At 70.2% G+C, this 23737-nt stretch carries 19 protein-coding genes; 5 read left to right on the forward strand and 14 right to left on the reverse strand.

What is annotated here, in order from left to right; translation table 11 throughout:
* Positions 1-3 precede the first annotated feature (3 nt).
* Positions 4-2397, reverse strand: coding sequence for a transketolase-like TK C-terminal-containing protein (locus HNR09_RS05845; RefSeq protein WP_218882057.1), 2394 nt, complete (start codon positions 2395-2397; stop codon positions 4-6).
* Positions 2398-2428: 31 nt separating this feature from the next.
* Positions 2429-3625: a trans-sulfuration enzyme family protein gene (locus HNR09_RS05850; protein WP_179541189.1), complete on the reverse strand. Its 1197-nt coding sequence runs from the start codon at positions 3623-3625 to the stop codon at positions 2429-2431.
* Between the two features lie 113 nt (positions 3626-3738).
* Here HNR09_RS05850 and HNR09_RS05855 point away from each other — a divergent pair, with 113 nt between their 5' ends.
* Complete coding sequence (locus HNR09_RS05855; RefSeq protein WP_179541190.1) at positions 3739-4227, forward strand: Lrp/AsnC family transcriptional regulator; 489 nt, start codon at positions 3739-3741, stop codon at positions 4225-4227.
* A gap of 12 nt (positions 4228-4239) precedes the next feature.
* Here HNR09_RS05855 and HNR09_RS05860 read toward each other — a convergent pair whose 3' ends face one another.
* The 5 genes from HNR09_RS05860 to HNR09_RS05880 form a co-directional block, all read right to left on the reverse strand.
* The gene (locus tag HNR09_RS05860) at positions 4240-4635 is read right to left on the reverse strand and encodes an MmcQ/YjbR family DNA-binding protein (protein ID WP_179541191.1); all 396 of its coding nucleotides are present in this window, start codon (positions 4633-4635) and stop codon (positions 4240-4242) included.
* A 36-nt stretch (positions 4636-4671) separates the two neighbouring features.
* Positions 4672-5022, reverse strand: a complete 351-nt coding sequence (locus tag HNR09_RS05865; protein WP_179541192.1) for a VOC family protein — start codon at positions 5020-5022, stop codon at positions 4672-4674.
* A gap of 59 nt (positions 5023-5081) precedes the next feature.
* Positions 5082-5870 carry a helix-turn-helix domain-containing protein gene (locus HNR09_RS16465; protein WP_179541193.1) on the reverse strand — a complete coding sequence of 263 codons (789 nt, stop codon included), beginning with the start codon at positions 5868-5870 and terminating at the stop codon, positions 5082-5084.
* Between the two features lie 156 nt (positions 5871-6026).
* Positions 6027-7667: an amidohydrolase gene (locus HNR09_RS05875; protein ID WP_179541194.1), complete on the reverse strand. Its 1641-nt coding sequence runs from the start codon at positions 7665-7667 to the stop codon at positions 6027-6029.
* Between the two features lie 39 nt (positions 7668-7706).
* Complete coding sequence (locus HNR09_RS05880; RefSeq protein WP_179541195.1) at positions 7707-9179, reverse strand: purine-cytosine permease family protein; 1473 nt, start codon at positions 9177-9179, stop codon at positions 7707-7709.
* Positions 9180-9521: 342 nt separating this feature from the next.
* Between HNR09_RS05880 and HNR09_RS05885 the strand changes: the two genes are divergently transcribed.
* The 3 genes from HNR09_RS05885 to HNR09_RS05895 are packed head-to-tail and all read left to right on the forward strand — an operon-like array spanning position 9522 to position 12473.
* Positions 9522-10604, forward strand: coding sequence for a type III polyketide synthase (locus HNR09_RS05885; RefSeq protein ID WP_179541196.1), 1083 nt, complete (start codon positions 9522-9524; stop codon positions 10602-10604).
* Positions 10605-10615: 11 nt separating this feature from the next.
* On the forward strand, positions 10616-11308 hold the full coding sequence (locus tag HNR09_RS05890; protein WP_179541197.1) for a methyltransferase domain-containing protein: 693 nt from the start codon (positions 10616-10618) through the stop codon (positions 11306-11308).
* Entirely contained in the window at positions 11301-12473 is a 1173-nt protein-coding gene (locus tag HNR09_RS05895; protein ID WP_179541198.1) for an FAD-dependent oxidoreductase, read from the forward strand. The genes HNR09_RS05890 and HNR09_RS05895 overlap by 8 nt, the downstream gene beginning before the upstream one ends.
* 26 nt (positions 12474-12499) lie before the next feature.
* On the opposite strand, the gene HNR09_RS05900 is transcribed toward HNR09_RS05895, so the two are convergent.
* From HNR09_RS05900 to HNR09_RS05910, 3 genes are read right to left on the reverse strand one after another with little or no spacing between them, the layout of a single operon-like run.
* Complete coding sequence (locus HNR09_RS05900) at positions 12500-13354, reverse strand: UbiA family prenyltransferase (protein WP_246348739.1); 855 nt, start codon at positions 13352-13354, stop codon at positions 12500-12502.
* 43 nt (positions 13355-13397) lie between these two features.
* Positions 13398-14951 carry an MDR family MFS transporter gene (locus HNR09_RS05905; RefSeq protein ID WP_179541199.1) on the reverse strand — a complete coding sequence of 518 codons (1554 nt, stop codon included), beginning with the start codon at positions 14949-14951 and terminating at the stop codon, positions 13398-13400.
* Positions 14948-15565 (reverse strand): TetR family transcriptional regulator, encoded by a 618-nt coding sequence (locus HNR09_RS05910; RefSeq protein WP_179541200.1) that lies wholly within the window; start codon positions 15563-15565, stop codon positions 14948-14950. Before HNR09_RS05910 ends, HNR09_RS05905 begins: the two co-directional genes overlap by 4 nt.
* Before the next feature lie 161 nt (positions 15566-15726).
* On the opposite strand from HNR09_RS05910, the gene HNR09_RS05915 reads away from it, so the two are divergent.
* The gene (locus HNR09_RS05915) at positions 15727-17145 is read left to right on the forward strand and encodes an alkaline phosphatase (RefSeq protein WP_179541201.1); all 1419 of its coding nucleotides are present in this window, start codon (positions 15727-15729) and stop codon (positions 17143-17145) included.
* Positions 17146-17253: 108 nt separating this feature from the next.
* Here the strand turns inward: HNR09_RS05915 and HNR09_RS05920 are convergent, their stop codons facing one another.
* The 4 genes from HNR09_RS05920 to HNR09_RS05935 are packed head-to-tail and all read right to left on the reverse strand — an operon-like array spanning position 17254 to position 23634.
* Complete coding sequence (locus HNR09_RS05920; RefSeq protein ID WP_179543040.1) at positions 17254-20355, reverse strand: glycoside hydrolase family 2 TIM barrel-domain containing protein; 3102 nt, start codon at positions 20353-20355, stop codon at positions 17254-17256.
* Positions 20356-20411: 56 nt separating this feature from the next.
* Positions 20412-21377, reverse strand: coding sequence for a carbohydrate ABC transporter permease (locus HNR09_RS05925; RefSeq protein ID WP_179541202.1), 966 nt, complete (start codon positions 21375-21377; stop codon positions 20412-20414).
* On the reverse strand, positions 21374-22297 hold the full coding sequence (locus tag HNR09_RS05930; protein ID WP_179541203.1) for a carbohydrate ABC transporter permease: 924 nt from the start codon (positions 22295-22297) through the stop codon (positions 21374-21376). The genes HNR09_RS05925 and HNR09_RS05930 overlap by 4 nt, the downstream gene beginning before the upstream one ends.
* Complete coding sequence (locus tag HNR09_RS05935) at positions 22294-23634, reverse strand: extracellular solute-binding protein (protein WP_179541204.1); 1341 nt, start codon at positions 23632-23634, stop codon at positions 22294-22296. The genes HNR09_RS05930 and HNR09_RS05935 overlap by 4 nt, the downstream gene beginning before the upstream one ends.
* Between the last annotated feature and the right edge of the window lie 103 nt (positions 23635-23737).

Here is a 23737-nt window from a genome sequence, read left to right on the forward strand (position 1 = left end):
GCCTCACCGGCCGAGCATGTCCAGGGCCGCCGAGGCGATCGAGTCCTCGTCGATGCCGTGCAGCCGGTGCATCTCCGCCATGGTGCCGGCCTGCCCGAACGCGGTGACCCCCAGCGTGTGGGTCTCATCGCCGCGCACTCCGGCCAGGAACGCGAGCGTATGCGGGTGGGCATCCATCACCGTGACCAGCGGCCGGGGATGCGCCGCGGGGAACAGCGTCTCCAGGATCGCCGAGCGCGGCGTCGCGGCCACCTCACGGCGGGCCCGCAACGCCCGGAACAGCAGGCTTGGGCTGGTCACGCACACCACCCCGGCGCGCACACCGTGCCCGGCCAGAGTCTCGGCGGCCGCGCACACCTCGGTCATGATCGCGCCGGCCCCCACCAGGGTGACGTCGTCCTCAGCGGCAGGATGCGCGGAGAGCCGGTACCCGCCGGCCACCACCTGCTCTCGACGACGACGGCGCAGCAGCTCGTCCTCCGGCACCTTCGCCAAGGACTGCTCCACCGGACGGGTGGACAGCCGCAGATAGGCGGAGCCGCCGTCGGGGTCCAGCAGGTCTCGCATGGCCTCGAGCATCACCCATTCCACGTCCTGGGCGAAGGCGGGCTCCCAGCTGGTCAGCCCGGGGATCTCCAGGGTCGCCGAGGGTGTGTTGATGGACTGATGCGCCCCGCCCTCCGGCGCCAGGGTCACCCCGGACGGCGTGCCGACCATGAGGGAGCGGCCTCCCGCGTAGAGGCCGAAGGTCCACGGCTCCAGCGCCCGGTTGATGAAGGGGTCATAGAGCACCCCGATGGGGATCAGCGGCTGACCCCAGCGCTCACCGGTGAGCCCCAGCTCGCCGGCCAGGCTGACCAGGTTGACCTCGGCGATCCCGAGCTCGATGTGCTGGCCCTGCGGCTTCTCCTGCCACTTGAGCAGCCGCTCCCTGTCATCCGAGAACCAGTCATGCCTCCCGGCCAGGGACCACACCCCAGTCTTGTTGATCCACCCGCCCAGGTTGGTGGAGCTGGCGACGTCGGGGCTGACGGTGACCACCCGATCCGTCACCTCAGGAGCTGCGCGGCGCAGGTCGGAGAGGAACCGACCCAGAGAGGCCTGGGTGGAGGTCACCGCCTTCGGGCTCCAGCCGAGCTCGGCAGGGACGGTCGGGGGCACGGCCGGGGTGAAACGCTCCCGGCGCAGCCGCCGGGCGACCTCCGCACACAGCTGACCGGCCGCAGTGTCCTCGGGGAACCGGACCCACGGGTCCTGAAGCGAGGTGCCGGAGGCCTCGGCGAGCTCCTGCATCTGCTCCTCGGTGAGCTGCGCGGCGTGGTTGTTCGGGTGCCCTTCGGTGGCCAGGCCGCGGCCCTTGATCGTGTATGCGAACACCACGGTGGGCCGCGTGTCGTCGATCGCGGCGAAAGCCGACTGCAGCTCCTGAAGGTCATGGCCTCCGAGGTCGCGCACGAGCTCGGCGAGCGCGCCGTCGTCGTGACCGGCGAGCAGCTCGGTCAGCGCGGCGGCGTGCTGCGCGGTGCAGCCGCGCAGCAGACGGTCGCGGATCTCCGCAGGGTGGGCGCGCAGGATCCGTTGGTACTCCTCGTTGGGCATAGTGCGCATGCGCTGTTCGAGCACCTCGCCGCCGGGGCGGGAGAAGGTCTCCTGGAGCCGTCGGCCCCACGGGCACGTGATGACCTGCCAGTCGGCGGCGGCGAACATCCCGCGCAGCCGCTGGATCTGCGAGTCCGGGATGACGCGGTCCAGGGACTGGCGATTGAGGTCCACAATCCACACGACCTCACCCAGCTGGCGCACCTCGGGGTCGATGATGGCCTCCCACACCGCCCCCTCGTCCATCTCAGCGTCGCCGAGCAGCGAGTAGAAGCGGCCGGCCGGAGGGGTGTCCTCGATGCGGCTGGCCAGGTAGCGGTGGGACAGGGCCGCCCAGATGGGCGCGGTGGCACCGATGCCGACCGACCCGGTGGAGAAGTCCACGGTGTCCGGGTCCTTGGACCGGGAGGGATAGGGCTGCAGCCCGCCCAGGGAGCGCAGCCGGGTCAGGTAGGAGGCGTCGAGGTCGCCGAGCAAGTAGTTGATGGCGTGCAGCACCGGAGAGGCATGCGGCTTCACCGAGACACGGTCCCGGCTGGTCAACTGGGAGAACCACAGGGCCGTCATGATGCCGACCATCGAGGCCGAGGAGGACTGATGCCCACCGACCTTGAGCCCGTCGGCGTTCTCCCGCCCGCGGTTGGCGGCGTCGATGATGCCGGTGGCCAGCCACAGCACGCGCTGGGCGATCTCATCGAGCACGGTGGCGTCGGCGGAGGAGGAGGCCCGCAGGGGTCGCGAGTTCGTCGTCGGCGGGTCGTACTGGTGCGAGGTCTCGAACTGCCGGTCCTCGTCCATCGGGTGCGTCGTCATCGGTCTGTGGTCCACGTCACCGATCCTCCCCGATCAGCGCCGGAGACACCAGCGCACGGGCCAGGTCAGCGATCAGATCCTCCGGGGACTCCAGCCCGATGGAGAGCCGGACGACATCGGCATCGGGTTTCGCCTCGGCGGCCACGGGCCGGTGGGTCAGCGCCGCCGGATGCTGGATCAGGGAGTCGACTCCGCCCAAGGAGACCGCGTGGGTGAACAGCGACACGTCGCCGGTCAGCCGCTCGGCGGCCGCGTAGCCGCCGCGAAGCCGGATCGAGATCATCGCACCGGTGCCGTGCATCTGCCTCCCGAGCACCCCAGTGGGATCGCCGTGGAGCCCCGGGTAACAGACTTCGGCGACGGCGTCGTGGCCGGTGAGCCAGTCCACGATCCGGCGGGCGGAGTCCTGCTGCGCGCGCATCCGCACCGGCAGCGTGGCCAGCCCCCGGTGGAACAGATAGGCGGCCAGCGGGTGCAGGATCCCGCCGGTGATGGCACGGACCTGCCGCAGGCGGGCCGCGATCTTCTCCGAGCAGGCCACCACGCCGCCGACGGCGTCCCCGTGGCCGCCGAGGTATTTGGTGGCGCTGTGCAGGCTCAGCGCGGCCCCGTGATCCAGCGGATTCTGCAGCACGGGCGTGGCGAAGGTGTTGTCCACCAGGACCGGAACTCCGGCCCCCTGGGCGACGACAGCGGCAATGTCCACCAGCTCCAGGGTCGGGTTGGCCGGAGTCTCCAGCATAATGAGGCCCGTGTCCGGCCGGATCGCGGCGGCTACCTCGTCTGCGGCACAGAAGCTGACCTCGGTGCCCACCATCCCGGAGGCCAGCAGGTGATCGGTGCCGCCGTAGAGCGGGCGGACCGCCACCACATGCGGCTTCTGCTGGCCCAGGCACAGCGCCAGCACCGAGGCGGTGACGGCGGCCATCCCGGAGGAGAACGCCACTCCGGCCTCGGCGTGCTCCATGGTGGCCAGAGCGTCTTCGAAGCGCGCCACGGTGGGGTTCCAGAGCCGCGCGTAGACCGCGCTGCCGCCGTCGGGCACCGCGCCCCCGGAGGCCAGCGCCTCATAGGAGAGCCCACCGGACTCGATGCCGGGCAGCGGGTTCGTGGTGGAGAGATCCAGGGGCAGGGCGTGGACGCCCAGGCCGGCGAGGTCGTCGCGACCGGCGTGCACCGCGGCAGTGTCCAGGCTATGTGATTCGCGTCTCATGAGTCATGATGATTGCTGAGGACACAGTCATCAGCAAGACATCTTGCTGACATGCCCATTGATCACGAGAGATGCTGCGTTCTCGGCATAATGGACGAACGGAAGGAGGGGTCATGTCGTCGAGTCGACAACTCACGCCGGAGACCCTGGACGGGCTCGATCACGCCGTCATCGCCGCACTCAGCGCCGCCCCGGAGCTGACCAACAAGGCGCTGGCGTCCCGGCTCAGCGTGGCAGAGTCCACCTGCGCGTACCGACGACGGCGGCTTCGCAACGCGGGCACCATCGGCCCTCCGCGACTGGACCTGGACCATGCCCAGCTGGGTTATACCCTCCAAGCCGTCATCACGGTGTACATGAGCAGCCACTCGCGGGAGGCGGTGGACCAGTTCCTGGACAGCATGGTCTCCACGGCCCATGTGCTGCAGGTGGTGCACCTGACCGGGCGGGCGGACTTCATGCTCACCGTGGCGGTGCGCAGCGCAGAGGAGCTGAAGAACTTCGTGCTGGACCACATCACGGTCCACCCGGCGATCCGCAACACGGAGACCCACATCGTGTTCGACTCCCGGCGCGGGACCTGGATCCCCGAAGCGCCGTGAGCGGGTGCCCGATCAGCCGTCGTCGGGACCCAGTCCGAAGCGGATCGGCTGACGAGAGACGACCATAGTGGAGACCACCAGGTCGTAGGAGGTGACCACCAGCTCCTCGATCAGCTCGGCGGTCACGCCCGGCCCTTCGGCCACGGAGATCCAGTGCCGCTTGTTCATGTGATAGCCGGGGCGGATGCTGGGGAACTCCTCGCGCAGCACCTCGGAGGCGTCGGGCTGGGCCTTCAGGGTGATGATCGGCTCCCCGGTGACGTCGGTGGCCATGAGGAAGACCTTCTCCCGGACCTTGTAGACGTCGTGCTCCTCCCCGAACGGGTGGGTGCACGTGGCCCAGGGCAGCTGCCGGGCGGCGGCCGCGGCCACCTGTTGGATGCGTGCTCCGCTCAGGGTCTCCTCCATGCCTCCACTGTAGGGGCATGGGGGCCGACAGGAACCTCAGGCAGGCTGCTTCAGACCGATCACGACGCCGGCAGGGTCGGAGGCGTATCCGACGCGACCCACCCCGGGGAGGTCGTGGACCTCTCCGGCCGCCGCGCCGCCGGCCTCTGTGACGGCGGCGAGGGCGGCGTCGATGTCCTCGACCTCGATCCACATGATGGTGTGCTGGCTCTGGTAGTCGCTGCTCATGATGGCGGCGTCGATCCCTGAGCCGTCCCCGGTCTCGGCCGTGAGGTAGTCCGGGATGAACGGCGAGGCTGTGGTGCGCCAGCCGAAGGCTCGGGCGTAGAAGTCAGCGGTCGCCTGCGGCGCCGCACTGGTCAGTTCGACGTGGATGATGTGTCCCATGCGTTCAGCCTAGGGAGGCGAACGCCGGATGCATTGGACGAATCGGTCAGCGCAGGGGTTCAGCCCGGACGGGCCATCAGCCGGGCGATCCCGTCATAGGTGTCCCGGAACGTCGAGGCCGTCATGCCGGTGAACCGGGAGAACTCTCGCGAGGCGTGGGACTGGTCGGCGTAGCCGGCCAGCGCCGCCATCAGGGCCGCGGGCTCGCCGGAGGCGTCGACCACGAGCCGGTCGGTGAACGCCCGGTGCCGCATGACCTGGATGTACTGCTTCGGGGAGAGACCGATCCCGCGGCGGAACGCCCGGTACAGGGTGGACGCCGAGACCCCGAGCCCACGGTGGAGCTGATGCACCTCGACGCCCGAAGGATCGGCGTCGATGCGCTCCGTGGCCGCGGCCAGCAGCTCCTGATGCGGCACTCTGGCCGGCAGGAAGGCCCGCAGCCAACCGTCCAGCGTGCTCGCAGGGTCTTCGACCAACCCGGACTTCTCGGGCAGCGGACCCAGCGCGTGCTCCACCTGGACCGCCCGCCCCCCAGTCAGGTGCGGGAAGAGCGCCCGCCCGCCCCAGGGCGTGCATTGGACACCCACGTAGTGCGACGCGCCCTCCTGCTCGATCACCAGCGGCTCCGTGCCCACCGGCAGAAAGACGTCGGCGTTGGGCTCGGCCACGCCGCCCACGGCCCTCCTCGTGCCCGGGGACCCCAGGCAGAACTGCACGGTGGCACGGCCGTTGGGCACGAGCACGGCACGCAGCGGCCCAGGGGGTGCCGGAGCGATCACCGACCAGTAGTGCTCGACGACGCCCGCCAGCGAGTCGTCCGGAGAACAGCGCCTGTAGTCCACCACAGGCCGCAGTCCACCACGCCTCCACCCCACAGGGAAGGAGCCTCGGCTGGTTCCGCACCCTGTGTGTGAGTTCGCACCCCCAACGTTGAGGGTGCGATCTCACACACAGGGTGCACCGGGATGGCAGGTCGGGTGAACGGGTCTGGGGCGGGCCGGTCAGCGGCGGTGACGCTGCACTCCACGGACGTAGGTGCTGCGCACCTGTGTACTCAGCAGGACCTCCGGGGCCTCCTGGCGCGGGTCGGCGTCGAGCACCAGGAAGTTCGCCTCCAGCCCGGGCCGGATCCGTCCGCGCAGGCGCTCCATCTCTCCGGCCCATGCTCCCCCTGCGGTGAGCGCGGTCAGCGCCTCCTCCGGGGTGAAGGCCCGCTCCGGGTGATACGGCGGCAGCTCGGGAGACATCGCGGAGCCGCCGGTCAGGGCGATGTAGAGGTTCGGCAGCGCCTCATGCGGCGCGGTCGGCGCGTCGGTGCCCAGGGTGAGGGCCACTCCGGCGTCGCGGACCTGCTTCCAGGGGAAACCCTCCTCGCTGCGGTGGTCTCCGAGCACGGACTTCCAGTTGTCCATGATCGCCGGGTCGCAGTGCACCGGCTGCATGGAGGCGGTCACTCCGAGGCGGGCCATGCGCCCGATGGTCTCCTCGGTGACGGTCTCCAGGTGCTCCACACGGTGGCGCCGGGGGTGCCGCCGCCTCGCGCAGTCCTCCAGCAGGTCGAGGGCGATCTCACTGGTGCGGTCCCCGATGGCGTGCATCGCGATCTGCAGCCCGGCCTCGTCGGCCGCCTGCGCCACCGGACGCAGCCGCTCGGCGCTCCAGATCGGGTCACAGTTCGTCCCGTCTGCGTAGGGGACCCGCATGGTCGCCGTGCAGGCGTCGATGACGCCGTCCATGATGAACTTCACCCCGGCGATCCGGAACCACTCCGCCTCGGGCCCGACGGCGATCTCCTGCTGCAGGGCCACGATCTCCTCGATCCCGGCCAGATCCGCCACGGTGTCCGCTCCGGGCTCGATGATCATATGCGCGGTGACCGGGAACGGCAGTCCGCCGTCACGGGCGATCAGGGCACGGATCGCGGCGACGTCGGCCTGGTTCATGGCCATGTCGGTCACCGTGGTCACCCCCGACTCCAGATAGGCCTCGAAGGCGAGCTCGAGGAAACGGACCTGGTCCTCCGGCGTGCTGAGGCTCTCCAGAAAGTTCCGGGCGTACTGCCGCCCGGCGGTCTCGTAGAGCATGCCGGTCGCGCGCCCCTCGGCGTCGCGGGCGATGCGCCCACCCACTGGGTCCTGGCTGTGGGCGTCGATGCCCATCTCTTCCAGCGCCGCGGTGTTGACCCACACCGAGTGCAGATCGTTGGCATCTAGATACACCGGCACATCCGGGAGCGCCTCATCGAGCATCGCCGCGGTGGGGTGCTCGCCCCCGACGGCGTCGAAGAGCCAGCTCGCACCCAGGATCCGCGGCGCCCCAGGGTCGGCCCGGTGGGCGGCGAGCAGCCGTTGCCGAATCTCCTCCAGCGTCCGGCAGTCGCGCAGCTGGACTTTGCCCACGGCCTCCCCGAACGTGGTCAGGTGCGTGTGGGAGTCGATGATGCCGGGCCCGACGAACCGTCCGCCGAGGTCCACCTCGGTGACCTCCCCACCCTCGGCGGCGACGTCGGCCCGCACCTGATCCAGAGGGCCCACGTGGGTGAACCGGCCCGCGGAGACAGTGAAGGCCTCCGCCTGAGCACCGGCGGAGCCGGCGTCGTCGGCGGTGAAGATCGTGGCGTTGCGGTAGATCGTGGTGACCATGGTGGGTGAGGCTCCTCGTGGCTCAGGTGAGATAGGTGGTCAGGCGACATGGGCGGTCAGGCGCGTGCGGGAGAGCAGGACGTAGCTGCCGGCGGCGATCACGAGCCCGGCCGGAATGGACAGGTCCAGTCCCGTGACCGCGGCCACCGGACCCACATAGACGTCGCTGTTGAGGCACATCGCGGAGGCGACGCCGCCCAGCACCAGGCTCAACAGCCCAGCCAGGTTCCAGCCCTTCCGGTACCAGAAGGTGCTCGACGGCGAGGCGTCCAGAAGGTCCACGCCGTCGTACCGGCCACGGCGCATCAGCACGTCGGCGACGAAGACCGCCATGAGCGGCCCGGCGGCGACCACGATGACCTGAAGCATCTGGGAGACCGCCGTGGTGAAGTCGTAGATCGCCACGGAGACGATGGTCAGAACGGTGCCGATGACGGCGATGATCAGCGCCGAGGGGATCCGGCGGATCGGGATGCCCAAGGCCTGCAGGGCCATCGAGGCGCTGTAGGTGGTCATCGCGTTCAGGGCAATGGCCGCCACGATCACCGCGATGGTGAACAGTGGGAAGAACCAGCCGGGCAGTCCGGCGTCGAAGGCACCCATGGGGTCCAGGACCATGTCGAATCCGGCCCCGGTGGCGATCAGCGCCCCGACCGAGGTGAAGACGATGCCGGGCAGCGCGCCGCCGAGCGCGGTGGCGGCGGCCACCCGCCAGCCGGGTGTCGCCTTCGGCAGGTAGCGGGCCATATCAGGGCTGTTGATGAAGGACACCGGCGTGGAGACCAGCATGGTGAAGCCGATGGTCATCATCATGGCCAGCTGCATGCCGCCCAGCGGCTCCGCCGGGGCGTGGCTGAAGTCGAAGTGCGGGATCATGAACAGCGAGGTGATCACGAACATGACCACCAGGAAGTTGGTGATGTACGGGTAGGTCTTCAGGATCAGCCCGTGCCCGTAGACGGCCACCAGGACGGTGAGCCCGGAGACCACCAACACGACGACGACACCGAGGGTCGCCGTCTGCGCCAGGCCCATCCGGCCCAGAAGACCGAGCCCGTTGATGGAGGCCGCGGACCAGGTCAACGAGAGGTAGACGGCGGCCAGCAGCCAGCCGTAGAGGCCCACGACGAGCCTGTTGCCCAGCACCCCGTACATGGCGCGGCTGATGACGGAGCCGGACGTGCCGGCGGCCGGGCCGCTGACCGCGATGATGCCGGTGAGGATCCATCCCACGGAGGCCGCGGCGATGACGATGAACGCCTGGACCAGGGAGAGGCCCAGCACCGCGATCATCACGGCACCCATGGTGAAGGTCAGGAAGCTGGCGTTGGGCGCGGCCCAGACCCAGAAGAGGGCTCCGGGGCGTCCACGGCGGCTCGACTCGTCGATGAGCTCGATGCCTCGGGTCTCCGGCTGGGTGGGGGTTCCGGACTCGGCCGAACGGGCTGCGCCGGCGCTGGTCGCGGCCGGTCCGAGCCGGGTCTCCGGCTCCTCGACGGGTGTGGCGGGCATGGGATGCCTTTCGGTGGGCGGTGCGGGACAGGCCGCGAGCTCCGCCCGATGGCGGAGAGCGGCTCGACGGCGGCGTGGGAGGTCAAGGGGACGCCCGCCCGACGATGCCCGGGCGGGCGGGTCAGGCGGCGGCCGCCGCGCCATTGAGGCGGCCGCCATATGTGACCTGCGTCATGCGTCAGGCCTCACAATATGACTGTCGTTCATTTAATGCAAGAGGGCCACCTGCCCGGAGCCTGGCATCCCCCTCGGCCCACGCCCTCAGCTCCGCACCCTCGCCCGCCTCTGCGCCCCTCCTACGATCCTGCGACGGCTGAGTCCCTCGCATGGTTAAGTGGGCACATGCCTGCGCGGATCATCTCCATCGGGACGGCGCTGCCGGAGACCTCGGCGCCGCAGCCGGATCTGCGCGCCTTCTTCGCCGGGCAGCCCGGCGCGGACCGACTCACGCGCCGCCTCATCGGGGGCGCCTTCGACGCGTCGGGGATCGAGACGCGGCACACCGTGCTGGAGGGCCTTGCCGGCTCGCCCGACGGGGTGTTCATCGCTGAGGACGGCACGCTGCTGTCACCCACGACCGGCGTCCGCAACGACCTCTACCGGAGTGCCGCGCCTCCGCTGGCCGCGACAGCCGCCCGCGACGCCCTGACCCGCGGCGCCGTCGCCGCCGATCAGATCACCCACGTGATCACGGTGTCCTGCACCGGGTTCTTCGCTCCCGGCCTCGACTACCACCTCGTGCGTGATCTCGGCCTGTCCGAGGACGTCGAACGCACTCACCTGGGCTTCATGGGCTGCTCGGCGGCGCTGCCGGCGCTGCGCCTGGCCTCGCAGATCGCCGAGGGACGCCCCCGCGCCGTCGTCCTGGTCGTGTGCCTGGAGCTGTGCTCGCTCCACGTCCGCGAGACCTCGGACCCGGAGCAGGTGGTGGCGGCCTCCGTGTTCGCCGACGGGGCGGCCGCGGCGCTGGTCACCGCCGGCGACATCCCCGGCGACCCGGGCGGGCTGGTCCTGGACCGTTTCGCCACTGCGCTGACCAGGGAGGGCGAGTCGGACATGTCCTGGACCATCGGGGACCATGGCTTCCAGATGACGCTCTCGGCCGAGGTCCCGCGGATCATCGGACGCGAGATCCGTGACGCCGTGGACCGGTTCCTCGGCGACGATCCCCCTCCGGGCATCTGGGCGGTCCACCCCGGCGGGCGCAGCGTCCTCGATCGGGTCGAGACGGGACTCGGGCTGGAGCCCGCGGCCCTGCACGCCTCCCGTGCGGTGCTGAGGGACTGCGGCAACATGTCCAGCGCGACGATCCTGTTCATCCTGCGACGGTTGCTGGAGGACCCGGCCGTCGAGGGGCCGATCGCCGCCCTCGCCTTCGGACCGGGCCTGACCGTGGAGTCCGCGCTGATGCACAGGAAGAGGTGACACCTTCCCCGATGGACCTCTCGCGACGCGATGACCTGCTGCGCGAACTCATGGACGATCCCGACTGCGACCCCGAGCGGCTGCACGCGACACTTCGCCGCTTCGGGATCGTCAACCGTGTGGTCTCCGGCTGGGACACCGTCTACCGCAGACATCTCCGTCCGGTGCTGGCCGGCCTGGGCCGACCGGCTCGGGTGCTCGATCTCGGCTCGGGCGGCGGGGACGTCATCGCGCGCCTGGCCGGCCTGGCGGTCCGGGACCGCCTCGCCGTGCACTGGACAGGAGCCGATCCGGACCCCCGGGCGCACCGGGCGGCATGCGCACGGGAGGTCCCCGGAGCCACGTTCGTCTGCGCCGACGCCGAGACCCTCCTCTCCCGAGGCGAGGCCTTCGACGTCGTGATCTCCAACCATGTGCTCCACCACCTGGAGGCGCCCGAGCTGGTCGAGTTCACCGGCGCCTCCCGGGCGCTCTCCTCCGGCGTGGTGCTGCACAATGACATCGCCCGGAGCCGGCGGGCCTACTGGCTCTACGCCGCCGGCATCACCCCGCTGGCCCCAGGGACGTTCCTGCGGGTGGACGGGCTGCGCTCGATCCGCCGCAGCCACCGGCGCGAGGAGCTCGCGACCCACCTGGGGCCGGAGTGGACCGTCACCTCGCCGGCACCGTTCCGGCTGCTCGCCGAGGCGTCGGGCCATGCCTGAGGTGATCGTCGTCGGCGCCGGTCCCGTGGGACTGTTGATGGCCGGTGAGCTGCGGCGTCACGGAGTCGACGTCGAGCTCCTCGAACAGCGCGCGGAGCCGAGCCCCGGCACCCGTGCCATCGGCGTGCACCCGCCGGTGCTCACCGCCCTGGAGGGCTCCGGGGTCACGGAGGGCCTCTTGGAGCACGCCGTGCGGGTCGGCCACGGGCAGGCGCGCTCACGCGGGCGCCTGCTCGGCACTGTGCGCTTCGACCAACTCTCGGCGCGCTTCCCCTTCGTCGCGACGCTCCCCCAGGCCGCCACCGAGGCGGTCCTCGCGCGCTCAGCGCCGGAGCCGGTGCGCGGGGTCCGGGTCACCGGCCTGACTCCCGTCGGCGATGCCGTGCAGCTGAGCACCGACGCCGGGGAGCGGCACGCCCCGCTGGTCGTCCTCGCTGGAGGAGCCCGCTCACGGAGCCTCGTGCACCCGGAGCTGCAGCCACACACCTACCCCGACCGCTATCTGATGACCGATGCAGAGGTGCCCGACGACGGCTCCCGCGCCACCGCCGTGGTGCACCTCGCGGAGACCGGCGTGCTGGAGTCCTTCCCCCTCCCCGCCGGGCGCCGACGGTTCGTCGCCTGGGATCCTCCGGGCGCGGCGCAGGATGCGCCCGCACGTCTGGACCGCATGAAGCAGGCGCTGATCGACCGCGGAGCTGCCACCGACGGCAAAGCCGCCTTCGGTGAGATCACCGTCGGCGAGGTCACCGGCTTCGGGGTGCGGCGCATGGTGGCGCCGACCATGCGACAGGGACGGATGCTCGTCGTCGGCGACGCCGCCCATGAGGTCAGCCCCATCGGGGGTCAGGGCATGAATCTGGGACTGCTCGACGCCGTCGCCTTGGCCCCGCTGCTGGCCGCCTGGCTCCGCACCGGCGTCCCTCCGGAGGCCGCTCTGCGACGCTGGGAACTCTCGCGGATCCGTTCGGCCCGCCGCGCGGCCCTGCTCGCCGGGGTGAATCTGCGCCTCGGCCGCCCTGCGCCCCCGGCACTGGACGCTCTGCGGCGCTGCGGCCTGCAGGGGATGCTGGGCCCGGGCGTCGGCGGACTCTTCACCCGCGCCTACGCCATGGGATTCGACTCCGGAGCCAGAGCGTGGAACAGGCCTCCTGCGCGCCACTGATCAGCAGGTCACCCGGGCAGGTCATGTCAGGTCCCGAGCGAGTGACCGGAGGCCACCAGCTGCGCGGCCAGCAGCAGGGCGGCGAGCATGACGAGGCGGAAGAGCACCCGACCCGAGGATCCTGCCCGCGCGAGCACCAGGCTGACCAGCACGACCGCGACGACGAGGACGAGCACCACCCAGCCGATCGCGGTGACTTCGGGGATGCTCCCGCCGGGGGGCCCGAGTGTGGCGGAGGCCGCGCCCAGCAGCACCGAGGCCGCCGCCAGCCGGACGGAGGCCTTCGGCCCCAGCCGATGGGGCGTGCCGCGGACCCCGGTGCGGGCATCGTCGTCCAGGTCGGGGAGCACGTTCGTCAGATGCAGCGCCGCGCCCAGCGCGCCGCCGGCGAGCCACGCCCAGCCGGGGGCGAGCTGCGGATCCACGGCCGCCAGGGTGGCCAGCGAGGGAAAGCACCCGAAGGCAAGGACGTAGGGCGCGATGGACAGCGGCCCCGTCTTCAGCCCGGCGTTGTAGGACCATCCGCACACCAGCACCACGGCGTGGGCGCCGGCGAGCCCCACGCCGAGGGGAGCCGACAGTCCCAGGGCGAGCAGGGCCAGCACGACGGCGGCGGTCCATGCGGTGCGCAGAGCGACCTCCCCGCAGGCGATCGGCTTGTCCGTCCGCCCCACGGCACGGTCGCGCTCGGCGTCGATGGCGTCATTGGAGATCCCGATCGAGAGCTGCCCCGAGAACACCGCCGCGGCGAGCAGCAGGATGCGCCAGATCTCCAGCCCTGAGGCGAGTGCCAGCGCGGCCGCCAGGGTCGTGACGACGAGCGTCGGGCCGGGGTGAGAGGACCGCCACAGGCCAGCGATCGACCTCAGCACCGGACCCATCACAGGACTCCTCACCGGACTCATCACGGTGCCAGTGTCTCACTCACCTCTCCAGCGTGGTGGACAGCGCCTGCTCCTTCACGAAGAGCAGGAACCCCGTGGCCAGGAGCGCCAGCGGCACCAGCGCGAGGAACAGCGGCATCAGGGCGTCGTTGTAGGACTCCACCACCAGGGTGTGGACCGGCTCGGGCAGCTCGCCGACCAGCGCGGGTGTCAGCGAGCTGGCTCCGCCCTCTCCGACGGCGTCGGCAGACAGTTTTCCGGAGAGGGACTGGGTGAGCCGGGTGGCGAAGAGCGAACCGATCACCGCCGATCCCAGGGTGGCGCCCACCTGCCGGAAGTAGTTCTGCCCGGCGGTGGCGGTGCCCACGAAGCGCAGGGCGAAGGAGTTCTGCGCCACCAGCGTCAGCAGCTGCATGGTGGCGCCCAGACCCAGACCCATCACACCCAGGTACAGGCAGACGAGCACGACGGGCGAGTCGGCATGGACAGTGGAGAGCAGACCGAGCCCGGCGGCGGTGATCACGCTGCCGATGATCATGAAGTGCCTGTACCGGCCGGTCAGTGTGACCCGACGCCCCACGACGATCGAAGTGATCAGCAGGGTGCCCATCATCGGGATCATCAGCAGCCCGGCCTCGGCGGGACTGTAGCCGGTGACCATCTGCAGATAGGTGGGCATATAGCCCAGGGCACCGAACATCGCCACGCCGGTGATCAGCCCGGCGGCCATCGTGAGGTTGAAGTTGCGATTGCGGAACAGCATCAGTGGCATGACCGGCTCAGCAGCCCGCGACTCCACCCAGATGAACAGCCCGGAGGCGACCAGGGCGAGTGCGATCAGCGAGAGGATCACCGGTGAAGTCCAGGCGAAGTCGCCGCCGCCCCACGTCGCCACGAGCACGACGGCGGTGGTGACACCGCCCAGCAGCGCCATCCCCCAGTAGTCGATGCGGCCGTTCTCGGCACGCGGATGCCGGGGCAGCTTCAGCAGCAGGGCGATCCCGAGCAGGGCGAGCACTCCCAGGGGCACGTTCATCCAGAGGGTCCAGCGCCAGCCCGGTCCGTCGGTCAGCCAGCCGCCCAGCAGCGGCCCCGCCACCGAGGAGAAGGCGAACACCCCGCCCATCACGCCCATGTAGCGGCCACGCTCCCGTGCAGGGACGACGTCGGCGATGGTCGCCTGGGAGAGGATCATCAGGCCGCCGCCGCCGATGCCCTGCACCACGCGGGCTGCGATGAGCACGTCCATGGACGGAGCGGCGCCGGCCAGCGCGGAGCCGAGGACGAACACCACGATGGCGATCAGGAAGAGCGGCTTGCGGCCGAACATGTCACCGAGCTTGCCGTAGACCGGCATCATGATGGTCGAGGCCAGGATGAAGGCGGTGATCACCCAGGCCATGTGCTCGACCCCGTGCAGCTCTCCGACGATGGTCGGCAGGGCGGTGGCGAGCACGGTCTGGCTCAGCGAGGCCATGAGCATCGCGATCATCAGCGCGGTGAAGATCAGGACCAGGCCGCGCCCTCGGGGAAGAGGGACGTCCGGGGTCGGCGTGGCGTGCCTCTGCTGCGCGGTGGAGTCGGGGGTTTTCATCGTGTGGTGTCGACGACCTCTCGGAACATGGCGATGGACTCGTCGAGGAACTCACGCGGGTCCTCGGCGGAGGATTCTTGGTATCGGTGGAAGGCGTACTTGGCGATGACGCCGGAGAGCATGAGCAGCGCCTCGAGACGGGCCCCGTCACCGGGAGCGGCCAGCGCGACATCGTCACCGTCCTCCACGCGGGCCTGGATGACTTCCGCGACGATCCGCTCCACCTCGGAGAGCAGGCGGAGCACGCGCCTCTGCAGGCTGGGATGTTCACCGATGATGCGGCGACGCTGCGGGGATGTGGCCTCCGGGATCGCGGTGCGCACCACGGCCACGAAGAGGTGCACCACGCGGGTCAGCTCGTCCTCGTCCGAGGTGCGGAAGCGCTCGATGTCGCCCTCGGAGACCTCGGGGGTCCGGGTGCCGAGGATCGCATCCTCCTTGGTGGGGAAATAGTTGAAGAAGGTGCGTCGTGAGACGCCGGCCCGGGCGGCGATGGCCTCCACCGCGGCCTCCTGCGGCCCCTCCTCCCAGGCGATCGCGTGGGCGGCCTCGTGGACGGCGTTCCAGGTGTCGAGGCGATTGCGCTCGCGTTGAGAGATCGTTGATTCGTGCACGCGTCCACTATATGCACGAGTGCAATATTGCACCAGTGCAAGGCGTTGTCTGGTCGATCACATGCTCTCCGTCTCCTGTTCATCAGCTGGTCACAGGCCGTGAAGATCGGCTCCTTAGGGTTCTGTGCGGCAGAGAAGTCATTCCACGATGAAGGAGAAGCATGTCCCCTCGGCACCCCCGCCTCACCCGCGGCCTGAGCCTCGCCGCAGCCGTCGTCCTCGGAACCGCCGCTCTGGGCGTCACCACACCTGCGGCCACGGCCGGGGTCGGCGCCCCCGCCCCACTCAGCGCGTCCGAGGCCGAGCAGGGGCCGAAGAACGTCATCTACATGGTCGGCGACGGCATGGGCTACAACCACCTGGCGGCGACCAACCTCTACGAGACCGGCCAGACCCGGTACCAGGTCGAGGGCGACGCGGACCCCGAGGTCCTCGAGGAGCTTCCCGGCGAGGCCGTGCAGACCTACGAGGACTGGGACCTCCTGGCCCTGAGCACCTACGCCGCCGGCGGCGAGTATGACCCCCAGGCCGCCTGGTCCGACCATGACTGGGTGCAGACCGGTGCCACCGACTCCGCCGCGGCGGGCACCGCGATGGCCACCGGGAAGAAGACCGACAACGGCGTCATCGGCCTGGATGCGGACGGGGAGTCCGTCGAGAACCTCTCCGAGCGCGCCGTCGAGACCGGCCGCTCCGCCGGCGTCGTCTCTTCCGTGCCCTTCAGCCACGCCACTCCGGCCGCCTGGGCCGCGCACAACGAGTCCCGGAACAACTATCACGAGATCGCCGAAGAGATGATCGACTCCGACCTCGACGTCATCTTCGGCGCGGGGCACCCCTACTACGATGACGACAGCAAGAAGCTCAAGGACCCCGAGTTCACCTACGTGACCGAGGAGGACTACGAGCGGCTCTCCTCAGGCGAGACCGAGTTCGACTTCGCCGACAAGGACTCCGACTTCGCCAAGTACGCCCGCGGCAAGCAGCAGCATCTGCCCGACCGGGCCTTCGGCATCGCCCAGGTGGCCTCCACCCTGCAGCAGGGCCGCTCCGGCGAGTCCGAGCAGCCCTATGACGTGAAGCAGAACAAGGTGGTCGACCTGCCGACCATGTCGCAGGCCGCGCTGAACATCCTCGGGCAGAACGACGACGGCTTCCACCTGATGATCGAGGGCGGCGCCATCGACTGGGCGGGCCACGCCAACGACACCGCGCGCGACATCGAGGAGGTCCAGGACTTCAACGACGCCGTGGACGCCGTCATCGAGTGGGTCGAGACCGAGTCCTCCTGGGACGAGACCCTGATGATCGTGACCTCCGACCACGAGACGGGATACCTGGCCGGCCCCGATGACCAGCCCGACTTCACCCCCATGACCGGCGAGGCGGGTCAGCTGCCTGAGCTCGGATGGTACTCCGGCAACCACACCAACCAGGTGGTGCCCTTCTTCTTCCGCGGCGCCGGCTCCGAGGCGTTCCACGAGGAGATCGTCGGCACCGACCCGGTGCGCGGCGACTATGTGGACAACACGGTGGTGGCCGACGTCCTCATGGACGGGTTCTGGGCGCTGGAGGACTGACGCCTCACTCCCGCACACACACGTTGGCTCCGCGGTTCGGGCCCTTATCAGCGCCGATCGCGCGTCATAAGGGCCCGAACCGCGGAGCCAACTGTGGGTGGTGACCGATCAGAGCGCGCGGAACCAGAACCGCAGGGTCCGCGCCTGGGGCCGCAGCATCGCGGTGGGCCAGACATCGGGACCGCAGGCCCGGGATCCGAGTCCGTGCTGGGCGGCATCCAGGTAGAGATGGGTGACCCCCGAGTCCGGCAGCTCGTGCGGATGGGCCGCGGCGGTGATCTCGTGGGCCGAGTGCCGGCTCAGTGTGAACCCGGGACGACGCCCTGCGGCATCCGGCTCGGCGATCACCTGCAGCCAGTCCTTCCCTCCGCGGCGCAGCACCAGCTCACGCAGTCCGGGCCGATGGCCTGATTCCTGAGGGCGGGCATAGTCGACGGTCAGCTCGTCGATCGCGGCGGAGAAGCGCCCCGTGCGCACCGACCGGCGGGTGTCCGGGTAGGAGTCGTGCGGACCGAGCCCGAACCATGAGGCCCCGTCCACGTCTCCGGGCAGCTGCAGGTGCAGACCCAGACGCGGCCAGACGTCATCCCATGCCCGGTTGGGGACCATGATGACCTCGCAGAGGGCCTCGACGACGCCGTCCTCGGCCCGCTCGGCCGTCCAGGTCTCGGTGACGTCCAGCGCGGCCCGGGACTGTGCGGCCGAGACCCGACGCCGCACCGTCACCGCCTGCTCGCCGGCGTCCACCGACTCGATCCGGCGCACCAGCCGGTCCAGTCCGGCCCGCCGCCAGCGGTCCGCCGCGGAGACGTGCCGCTCCTCATCGGCGCGGTAGTCGAAGGCGTCCACCGCGTCATAGTTCGGCCCGGAGGCGCCTTCGTCGTTGTCCGTGGGCGCGCGCCACAGCTCCACCTCCGGGCCGACGACGGCAGCTCCGGCCAGCTCACGCAGCCGGGGCCCGTCGAGCACGGCCGGGGAGTCCGCGAGCGCCGCGGGGCTCCGCCCGGTCCCCACGATCAGCCGGGGCCGCCCGGCAGGGGCCACAGACCCCACCGGCAGGGCCCACTGCGCACGAGCCACCGCGTGCCCGGCGGGAGCCCAGGCGGTCGCGTGGGCCAGGACCACGCTCAACGTCAGGTGCAGCTCCGGAGCGCCGGAATCCTGCAGCAGCTCAGCCTGCCTGGCAGCCTCCTCCAGGGTCAGCACCGCCTGCCCTCCGGCGGCCACCGGGGCGCCGTCGTCGTCGCTCAACGGCAGCTCGCCCTCCGCCGCGGGCCGCCCGTCCCGCTCCGCGGCCCAGCGCAGCCACAGGTCCGAGGTGTCCGCGGCGAACCGCCGGCTGCGGATCCGCACCTGCCCCGGGGCCTCCCCCGGGGTCAGCAGAATCGGCTGCTCCACGGCGGCATACTCGGCGAGCCCCGGGGTGGGGGTGTGGTCGGAGAGCACCATGCCGTCCATCACGAAGTTGCCGTCATGGACCACCTCGCCGAAGTCTCCTCCGTAGCCGAAGTACTCCGCACCCTCGTCCGCCTGCGTGCGGATGCCGTGATCCCGCCACTCCCAGATGAATCCGCCGTGGAGACGCTCATAGCGGTCCACCATCTCCCGGTAGGCGTCCAGGGCGCCGGGGCCGTTGCCCATGGCGTGGGCGTATTCGCAGTGGATGAACGGCTTGGTGCGCTGGCGGGCGGACTCGGCCACCGAGCAGCCCAGCAGCGGGGTGAGGTCGTCATCGCGGGCGATGGACTCGGTCTCCGGGACCTTCGCGTACATCCTCGAGTACACGTCGGTGTACTCGCCGGCGTAGTCGCCCTCGTAGTGCACGGGCCGCCCGGGGTCGCGGCGGTGGACCCACTCGGCCATGGCCGCCAGGTTCTGTCCGGTGCCGGATTCGTTGCCCAGCGACCACAGCACGATCGAGGGGTGGTTCTTGTCCCGCTCGACGGTGCGGGCGATGCGGTCCAGATAGGCTTCGCGCCAGCGCGGATCGTCACTGGGGTTGTCCACCCAGCCGCCGGCCTCGAAGCCGTGGGTCTCCAGGTCACATTCCAGCACCACCCAGAGGCCGTACTCGTCGGCGAGGTCCAGCAGCCGCGGATGCGGCGGGTAGTGGCTGGTGCGGATGGCATTGACGTTGTGCCGCTTCATCAGCGCCAGGTCCTCACGGGCGTGCGCCTCATCGAACACTCGCCCCCGGTCCGGATGGGTCTCGTGTCGGTTCATCCCGGAGAAGGTCACCGGCCGGCCGTTGACCAGGAACCGGTCGCCGTCGATCTCCACCCGGCGGAACCCGGTCCGCAGCCGCAGCGTCTCGGCCGCGCTGGAGACCGCGACCTCATAGAGCTCGGGCTCCTCGGGGGACCACGGACGCACGCCCTGGCCGTCACCGCCGACGACGACCGCCCCCACCTCCCGGGCGGAGCCCCAGGTGACGTCCACACCCAGGTCGGGGATCTGCAGACGGACCGGGTAGGAGCCGTCCTCGGCGGTGATCTCCGGGATCACAGCGCCGCGGCCGGTGACGGAGTCGTAGTCGGTGGTGAGCCAGATGTCGTCGATGCCGCCCTCGGGCCGATGCAGCAAGGTGACCTCGCGGAAGATCCCAGGCATCCACCACTGGTCCTGGTCCTCCAGATAGCTGCCGGAGGAGAACTGCACCACCCGCACCGCCACCGTGTTGGTGCCGGCGACGACGGCGTCGGTGACGTCGAACTCATGGGCCAGCCGGGAGCCGAAGGCCTCCCCGATCCGATGCCCGTTCACCCAGAGCTGCAGGAAGGACTCCACGCCGTCGAAACGCAGCAGCACCCGCCCGGAATCGAGCCAGGACTGCGGAACCTCGATCTGCCGACGGTGGTCGCCGGTGGGGTTCTCATCGGGCACATGCGGCGGCTCCACCGGGAAGGGGTACTGCACGTTGGTGTAGGCGGGCTCGCCGTAGCGGCCGTCGAGCACCCAGTGGCAGGGCAGCTCGAGGGTGTCCCAGCCGGCGTCGTCGTAGTCCGGGGCGGCGAAGGCTCCGGGAGCTTCGTCACCGATCACGCCGTGCCCGCCGGGAGTGCCGGGCACCGCCGGGGAGAGCCGGAAACGCCACGGCCCGCTGAGGTCGATCCTCGCAGCGTCGCTGGCCTCCACCAGCCAGGAGCGTGGGGCCTCCAGCGCTCCTGCCCCTGGTCGGTGCGAGGTGTGGCCCAGCGGCGCGGAGGCCATGCCGGCTGCGCCGGGCCGAACGGCTGCGTCGGTGGGGTGGACGGTGGGGGCAAGGGTCATTTCACAGCACCTTCGGTCAGGCCGCCGCGCCAGAAGCGCTGCAGCACGATCATCGCGATGGCCAGCGGGATGACAGAGAGCAGCACCCCGCCGGTGGTCAGTTCGTAGAACTCGGGCAGTCGGTCGGTCTGGCTGCGCCAGTGGTTGAGTCCCAGAGTGATGGGGAAGAGCCGATCGTCGGTGAGCATCACCAACGGCAGGAAGTAGTTGTTCCAGATGCCCACCAGCTGGAAGAGGAACACCGTCACCAGGGCGGGGACCATGATCCGCAGCCCGATGAGGTGGAAGATCCGGATCTCTCCCAGCCCGTCGAGCCGAGCGGCCTCGACCAATGAGGGGTCCACGGTGGCGTCGGCATAGATCCGGCACAGGAAGAGACCGAAGGGCGAGACCAGCGAGGGGATCAGCACGCTCCAGTAGGTGTTGACCATGCCCATCTGGCTGAACAGCAGGAACAGCGGCAGGGCCGTGGCGGTGCCGGGGACCAGCACTCCGCCCAGCACCAAGCCGAAGATGAGGTTGCGGCCCCGGAACATGTACTTGGAGAGCGCGTAGCCGGCCGCGGCGGCCAGGTAGGTGGCGATCAGCGAACCGACCCCTGCATAGAGCAGCGAGTTCCCCAGCCAGCGGATGAAGACGCCCCCGTCGAAGCTGAGCACCTGGGCGAGGTTGCTGAACAGCGCGACGTTCTCCGCGAAGAGGAACCCGTGGGTGCCGAAGAGATCGTCGGTGGTCTTCGACGCCGCCACCACCACCCAGTACACAGGCACCAGGAAATACAGGGCGACGATGGTCAGCAGGCCGGTGACGATGATCGTCCGGGCCCCGCGGGCCCGACCGCCCGGGGCGGGGACCCGGCGGGCGGCGCCGTCGGAGCTCGTCTCAGGCCGACCGTTCCCGACGACGGCGTCAGGCCCGGAGCCCGAGGTCCGGGTCTCGGCGGTGCCGGCGGTGGGGGTCATCGCGAGCTCCTGTTCGTCAGGCGGAGGAAGCCGAAGGAGAGCACGAAGGCGACCAGGGCGATCAGCACGGCCTGGGCGGCAGCCACCGTGTAGTCGTTGTAGGCGAAGGCCGTGGTGTAGGCCGAGAGGTTCGGGGTGTACTGGGAGTCGATGGACGGAGCCACCTGGGCCAGCAGCTGGGGCTCCGCGAAGAGCTGGAGCGTCCCGATGATGGAGAAGACGGTGGTCAGCATCAGTGCCGGGCGGATCAGCGGCAGCTGGATGCTCCAGGCCAGCCGGGCCGGGCCGGCGCCGTCGACCCGGGCCGCCTCATAGAGGTCCTGGGGGATGGACTTCAGCTGGGCGATGATGATCAGCATGTTGTAGCCGGTGTAGGTCCAGGTGACGATGTTCGCGATGGACCACAGCACGGTGTTCGCCCCGAGGAAGTCGATCTCCAGCCCGAACCACGCGTGCGCGGTGTCCACTATCGGGCTGAGCCCGGGCACATAGAGGAAGGACCACAGGATGGTGGCCAGCACCCCGGGGACGCCGTAGGGCAGGAAGTAAGCGGCCCGGAAGAAGCCGGGCCAGCGGGCCGACGCCGATTCCAGCATCAGTGCCAGCACGGTGGCCAGGGTGATCATGATCGGCACCTGCACGACGCCGAACAGCAGCATCCGCCCGATGGAGGCGACGAACGCGCCGTCGCCCAGCGCCTGCCGGTAGTTCTCGAACCAGGCGAAGGTGCTGGTCACACCCTCCTCACCGAAGAGGCCGTCGCGCTCGACCATCGTGAAGCTCTGCCCGAGCGCCATCAGGATCGGCATCACGAACGTGAAGATGAACAGCAGCAGGAACGGGGCGACCAGGATCCAGGGGGCAACCGTGGTGGGGGCGATCCGGCGTCCGGCGGACACGGCGGTGGGGCGCGTACTCATCTCTGCGCCCTCCGAACGGTCAGGCCCTTGTTCCGGAAGACCTCGATGGTGGCCGCCTCGGCGCGGACCACTGCGTCCACGAGGGACGCTCCACCGGCCTTCCGCCGGAACTCATCGGCCAGGATGTTGAAGGTCTGCTGGGTGGTAGGCCACCACTGCCAGTCCGGGTTCTGGTCCGCGGCGGCCGGCTCGAAGATCTCCGTGTTGTAGGACTGGCCGCCGAAGAACTCGCTGGATCCTTCACGTGGGGTGCCGATGTGATCCGGGTTGGTGGACCAACCGATGCCGCTGTTCTCGATGAGCCCGTCGATGCCCTCGGCGCTGGAGTTGAGCCAGACGGCGAACTCCATGGCCTCCTGCGGATGAGCACTGTTGGCCAGCACGGCGGTGGATGAGCCGCCCAGATGGGAGGAGCCATGGCCCGTGGGCCAGGTGGGCAGCGGTGCCACCCGCCACTGGCCCTCGGCTCCGGAGACTCCGGCGAGCAGGGCGTCGCCCCAGCTGGCGGAGACCAGGGAGGCGATCTGGTCGTCCGCCGCGGCGGCGAACCAGCCCGGGGAGAAGGCCTGGTTCTGGGTGGTGACGAGGTCGGCGTCGACGACGCCGTCGAAGAACCGGGCGACCTCCAGGGTGGACTCACCGGCCATGTCGATGACCCAACCGTCCTCCTCGGCCTGGAACCAGGTGGCCCCGGCCTGCATGGCGTGGGCGGCGAAGACCGACGTGTCGGCCAGCGGGAAGGCGTCCATGTACCGGCCGGTCTGGCGGATCTCCGCGGCGATGTCCGCCCATTCCTCCCAGGTGGCCGGCGGCTCGGCGCCGACCTCGTCGAAATGGTCGGGACGGTAATACATGGCGGTGGGGCCGGAGTCCTGGGGGATGCCGTAGACGCCGTCGGCGAAACTGACCTGACCCCAGAGCGTGGGGTCGAAGCGGTCCGCATGCTGATCGACGCCGTAGCGACGCAGATCCACCAGGCCGTTGACCATCATGAACTCGGGGATGCTGCGCAGCTCCACCTGGGCGAGGTCCGGTCCGGCTCCGGCGGCGAGCGCGCTGTACAACTTCTGGTAGCCGCCGTCGTTTCCGCCCGGGATCCAGGCGATCTCGACCTGGATGTGGGGGTTCTGCTCGTTCCAGATGTCAGCGACGATCTGGAGGTCCTTGAGCCAGGCCCAACAGGTCAGGGTGACGGTCTCCCCGACGCCTGCGGCGGGGATGGTGGGCTCAGCGTTGACCGAGGTGGTGCCCGGCACCGCGCATCCTGCCAGGGCCATCGCGCCGGCACCCAGCCCGAGGCCGCCGCGGAGCAGCTGGCGTCGGGAGAACGAGGTCATCGTCGGTCACCTCACTGTGTCGGCACTCGGTGCCTGAACGCACCGTGTGCAGTCACCTTTTCCAACATCTACGAACATTCTCGACCAACTATCAACGAGAGCC

The organism is Nesterenkonia xinjiangensis (assembly GCF_013410745.1).
Lineage (GTDB): Bacteria > Actinomycetota > Actinomycetes > Actinomycetales > Micrococcaceae > Nesterenkonia > Nesterenkonia xinjiangensis.

Bases quoted from the DNA above. Each gene is read 5' to 3' on its own strand.
- HNR09_RS05845 (WP_218882057.1), bottom strand. From the start codon at position 2,397: ATGGACGAGGACCGGCAGTTCGAGACCTCGCACCAGTACGACCCGCCG.
- HNR09_RS05850 (WP_179541189.1), bottom strand. From the start codon at position 3,625: ATGAGACGCGAATCACATAGCCTGGACACTGCCGCGGTGCACGCCGGT.
- HNR09_RS05855 (WP_179541190.1), top strand. From the start codon at position 3,739: ATGTCGTCGAGTCGACAACTCACGCCGGAGACCCTGGACGGGCTCGAT.
- HNR09_RS05860 (WP_179541191.1), bottom strand. From the start codon at position 4,635: ATGGAGGAGACCCTGAGCGGAGCACGCATCCAACAGGTGGCCGCGGCC.
- HNR09_RS05865 (WP_179541192.1), bottom strand. From the start codon at position 5,022: ATGGGACACATCATCCACGTCGAACTGACCAGTGCGGCGCCGCAGGCG.
- HNR09_RS05875 (WP_179541194.1), bottom strand. From the start codon at position 7,667: ATGGTCACCACGATCTACCGCAACGCCACGATCTTCACCGCCGACGAC.
- HNR09_RS05880 (WP_179541195.1), bottom strand. From the start codon at position 9,179: ATGCCCGCCACACCCGTCGAGGAGCCGGAGACCCGGCTCGGACCGGCC.
- HNR09_RS05885 (WP_179541196.1), top strand. From the start codon at position 9,522: ATGCCTGCGCGGATCATCTCCATCGGGACGGCGCTGCCGGAGACCTCG.
- HNR09_RS05890 (WP_179541197.1), top strand. From the start codon at position 10,616: ATGGACCTCTCGCGACGCGATGACCTGCTGCGCGAACTCATGGACGAT.
- HNR09_RS05895 (WP_179541198.1), top strand. From the start codon at position 11,301: ATGCCTGAGGTGATCGTCGTCGGCGCCGGTCCCGTGGGACTGTTGATG.
- HNR09_RS05900 (WP_246348739.1), bottom strand. From the start codon at position 13,354: ATGGGTCCGGTGCTGAGGTCGATCGCTGGCCTGTGGCGGTCCTCTCAC.
- HNR09_RS05905 (WP_179541199.1), bottom strand. From the start codon at position 14,951: ATGAAAACCCCCGACTCCACCGCGCAGCAGAGGCACGCCACGCCGACC.
- HNR09_RS05915 (WP_179541201.1), top strand. From the start codon at position 15,727: ATGTCCCCTCGGCACCCCCGCCTCACCCGCGGCCTGAGCCTCGCCGCA.
- HNR09_RS05920 (WP_179543040.1), bottom strand. From the start codon at position 20,355: ATGGCCTCCGCGCCGCTGGGCCACACCTCGCACCGACCAGGGGCAGGA.
- HNR09_RS05925 (WP_179541202.1), bottom strand. From the start codon at position 21,377: ATGACCCCCACCGCCGGCACCGCCGAGACCCGGACCTCGGGCTCCGGG.
- HNR09_RS05930 (WP_179541203.1), bottom strand. From the start codon at position 22,297: ATGAGTACGCGCCCCACCGCCGTGTCCGCCGGACGCCGGATCGCCCCC.
- HNR09_RS05935 (WP_179541204.1), bottom strand. From the start codon at position 23,634: ATGACCTCGTTCTCCCGACGCCAGCTGCTCCGCGGCGGCCTCGGGCTG.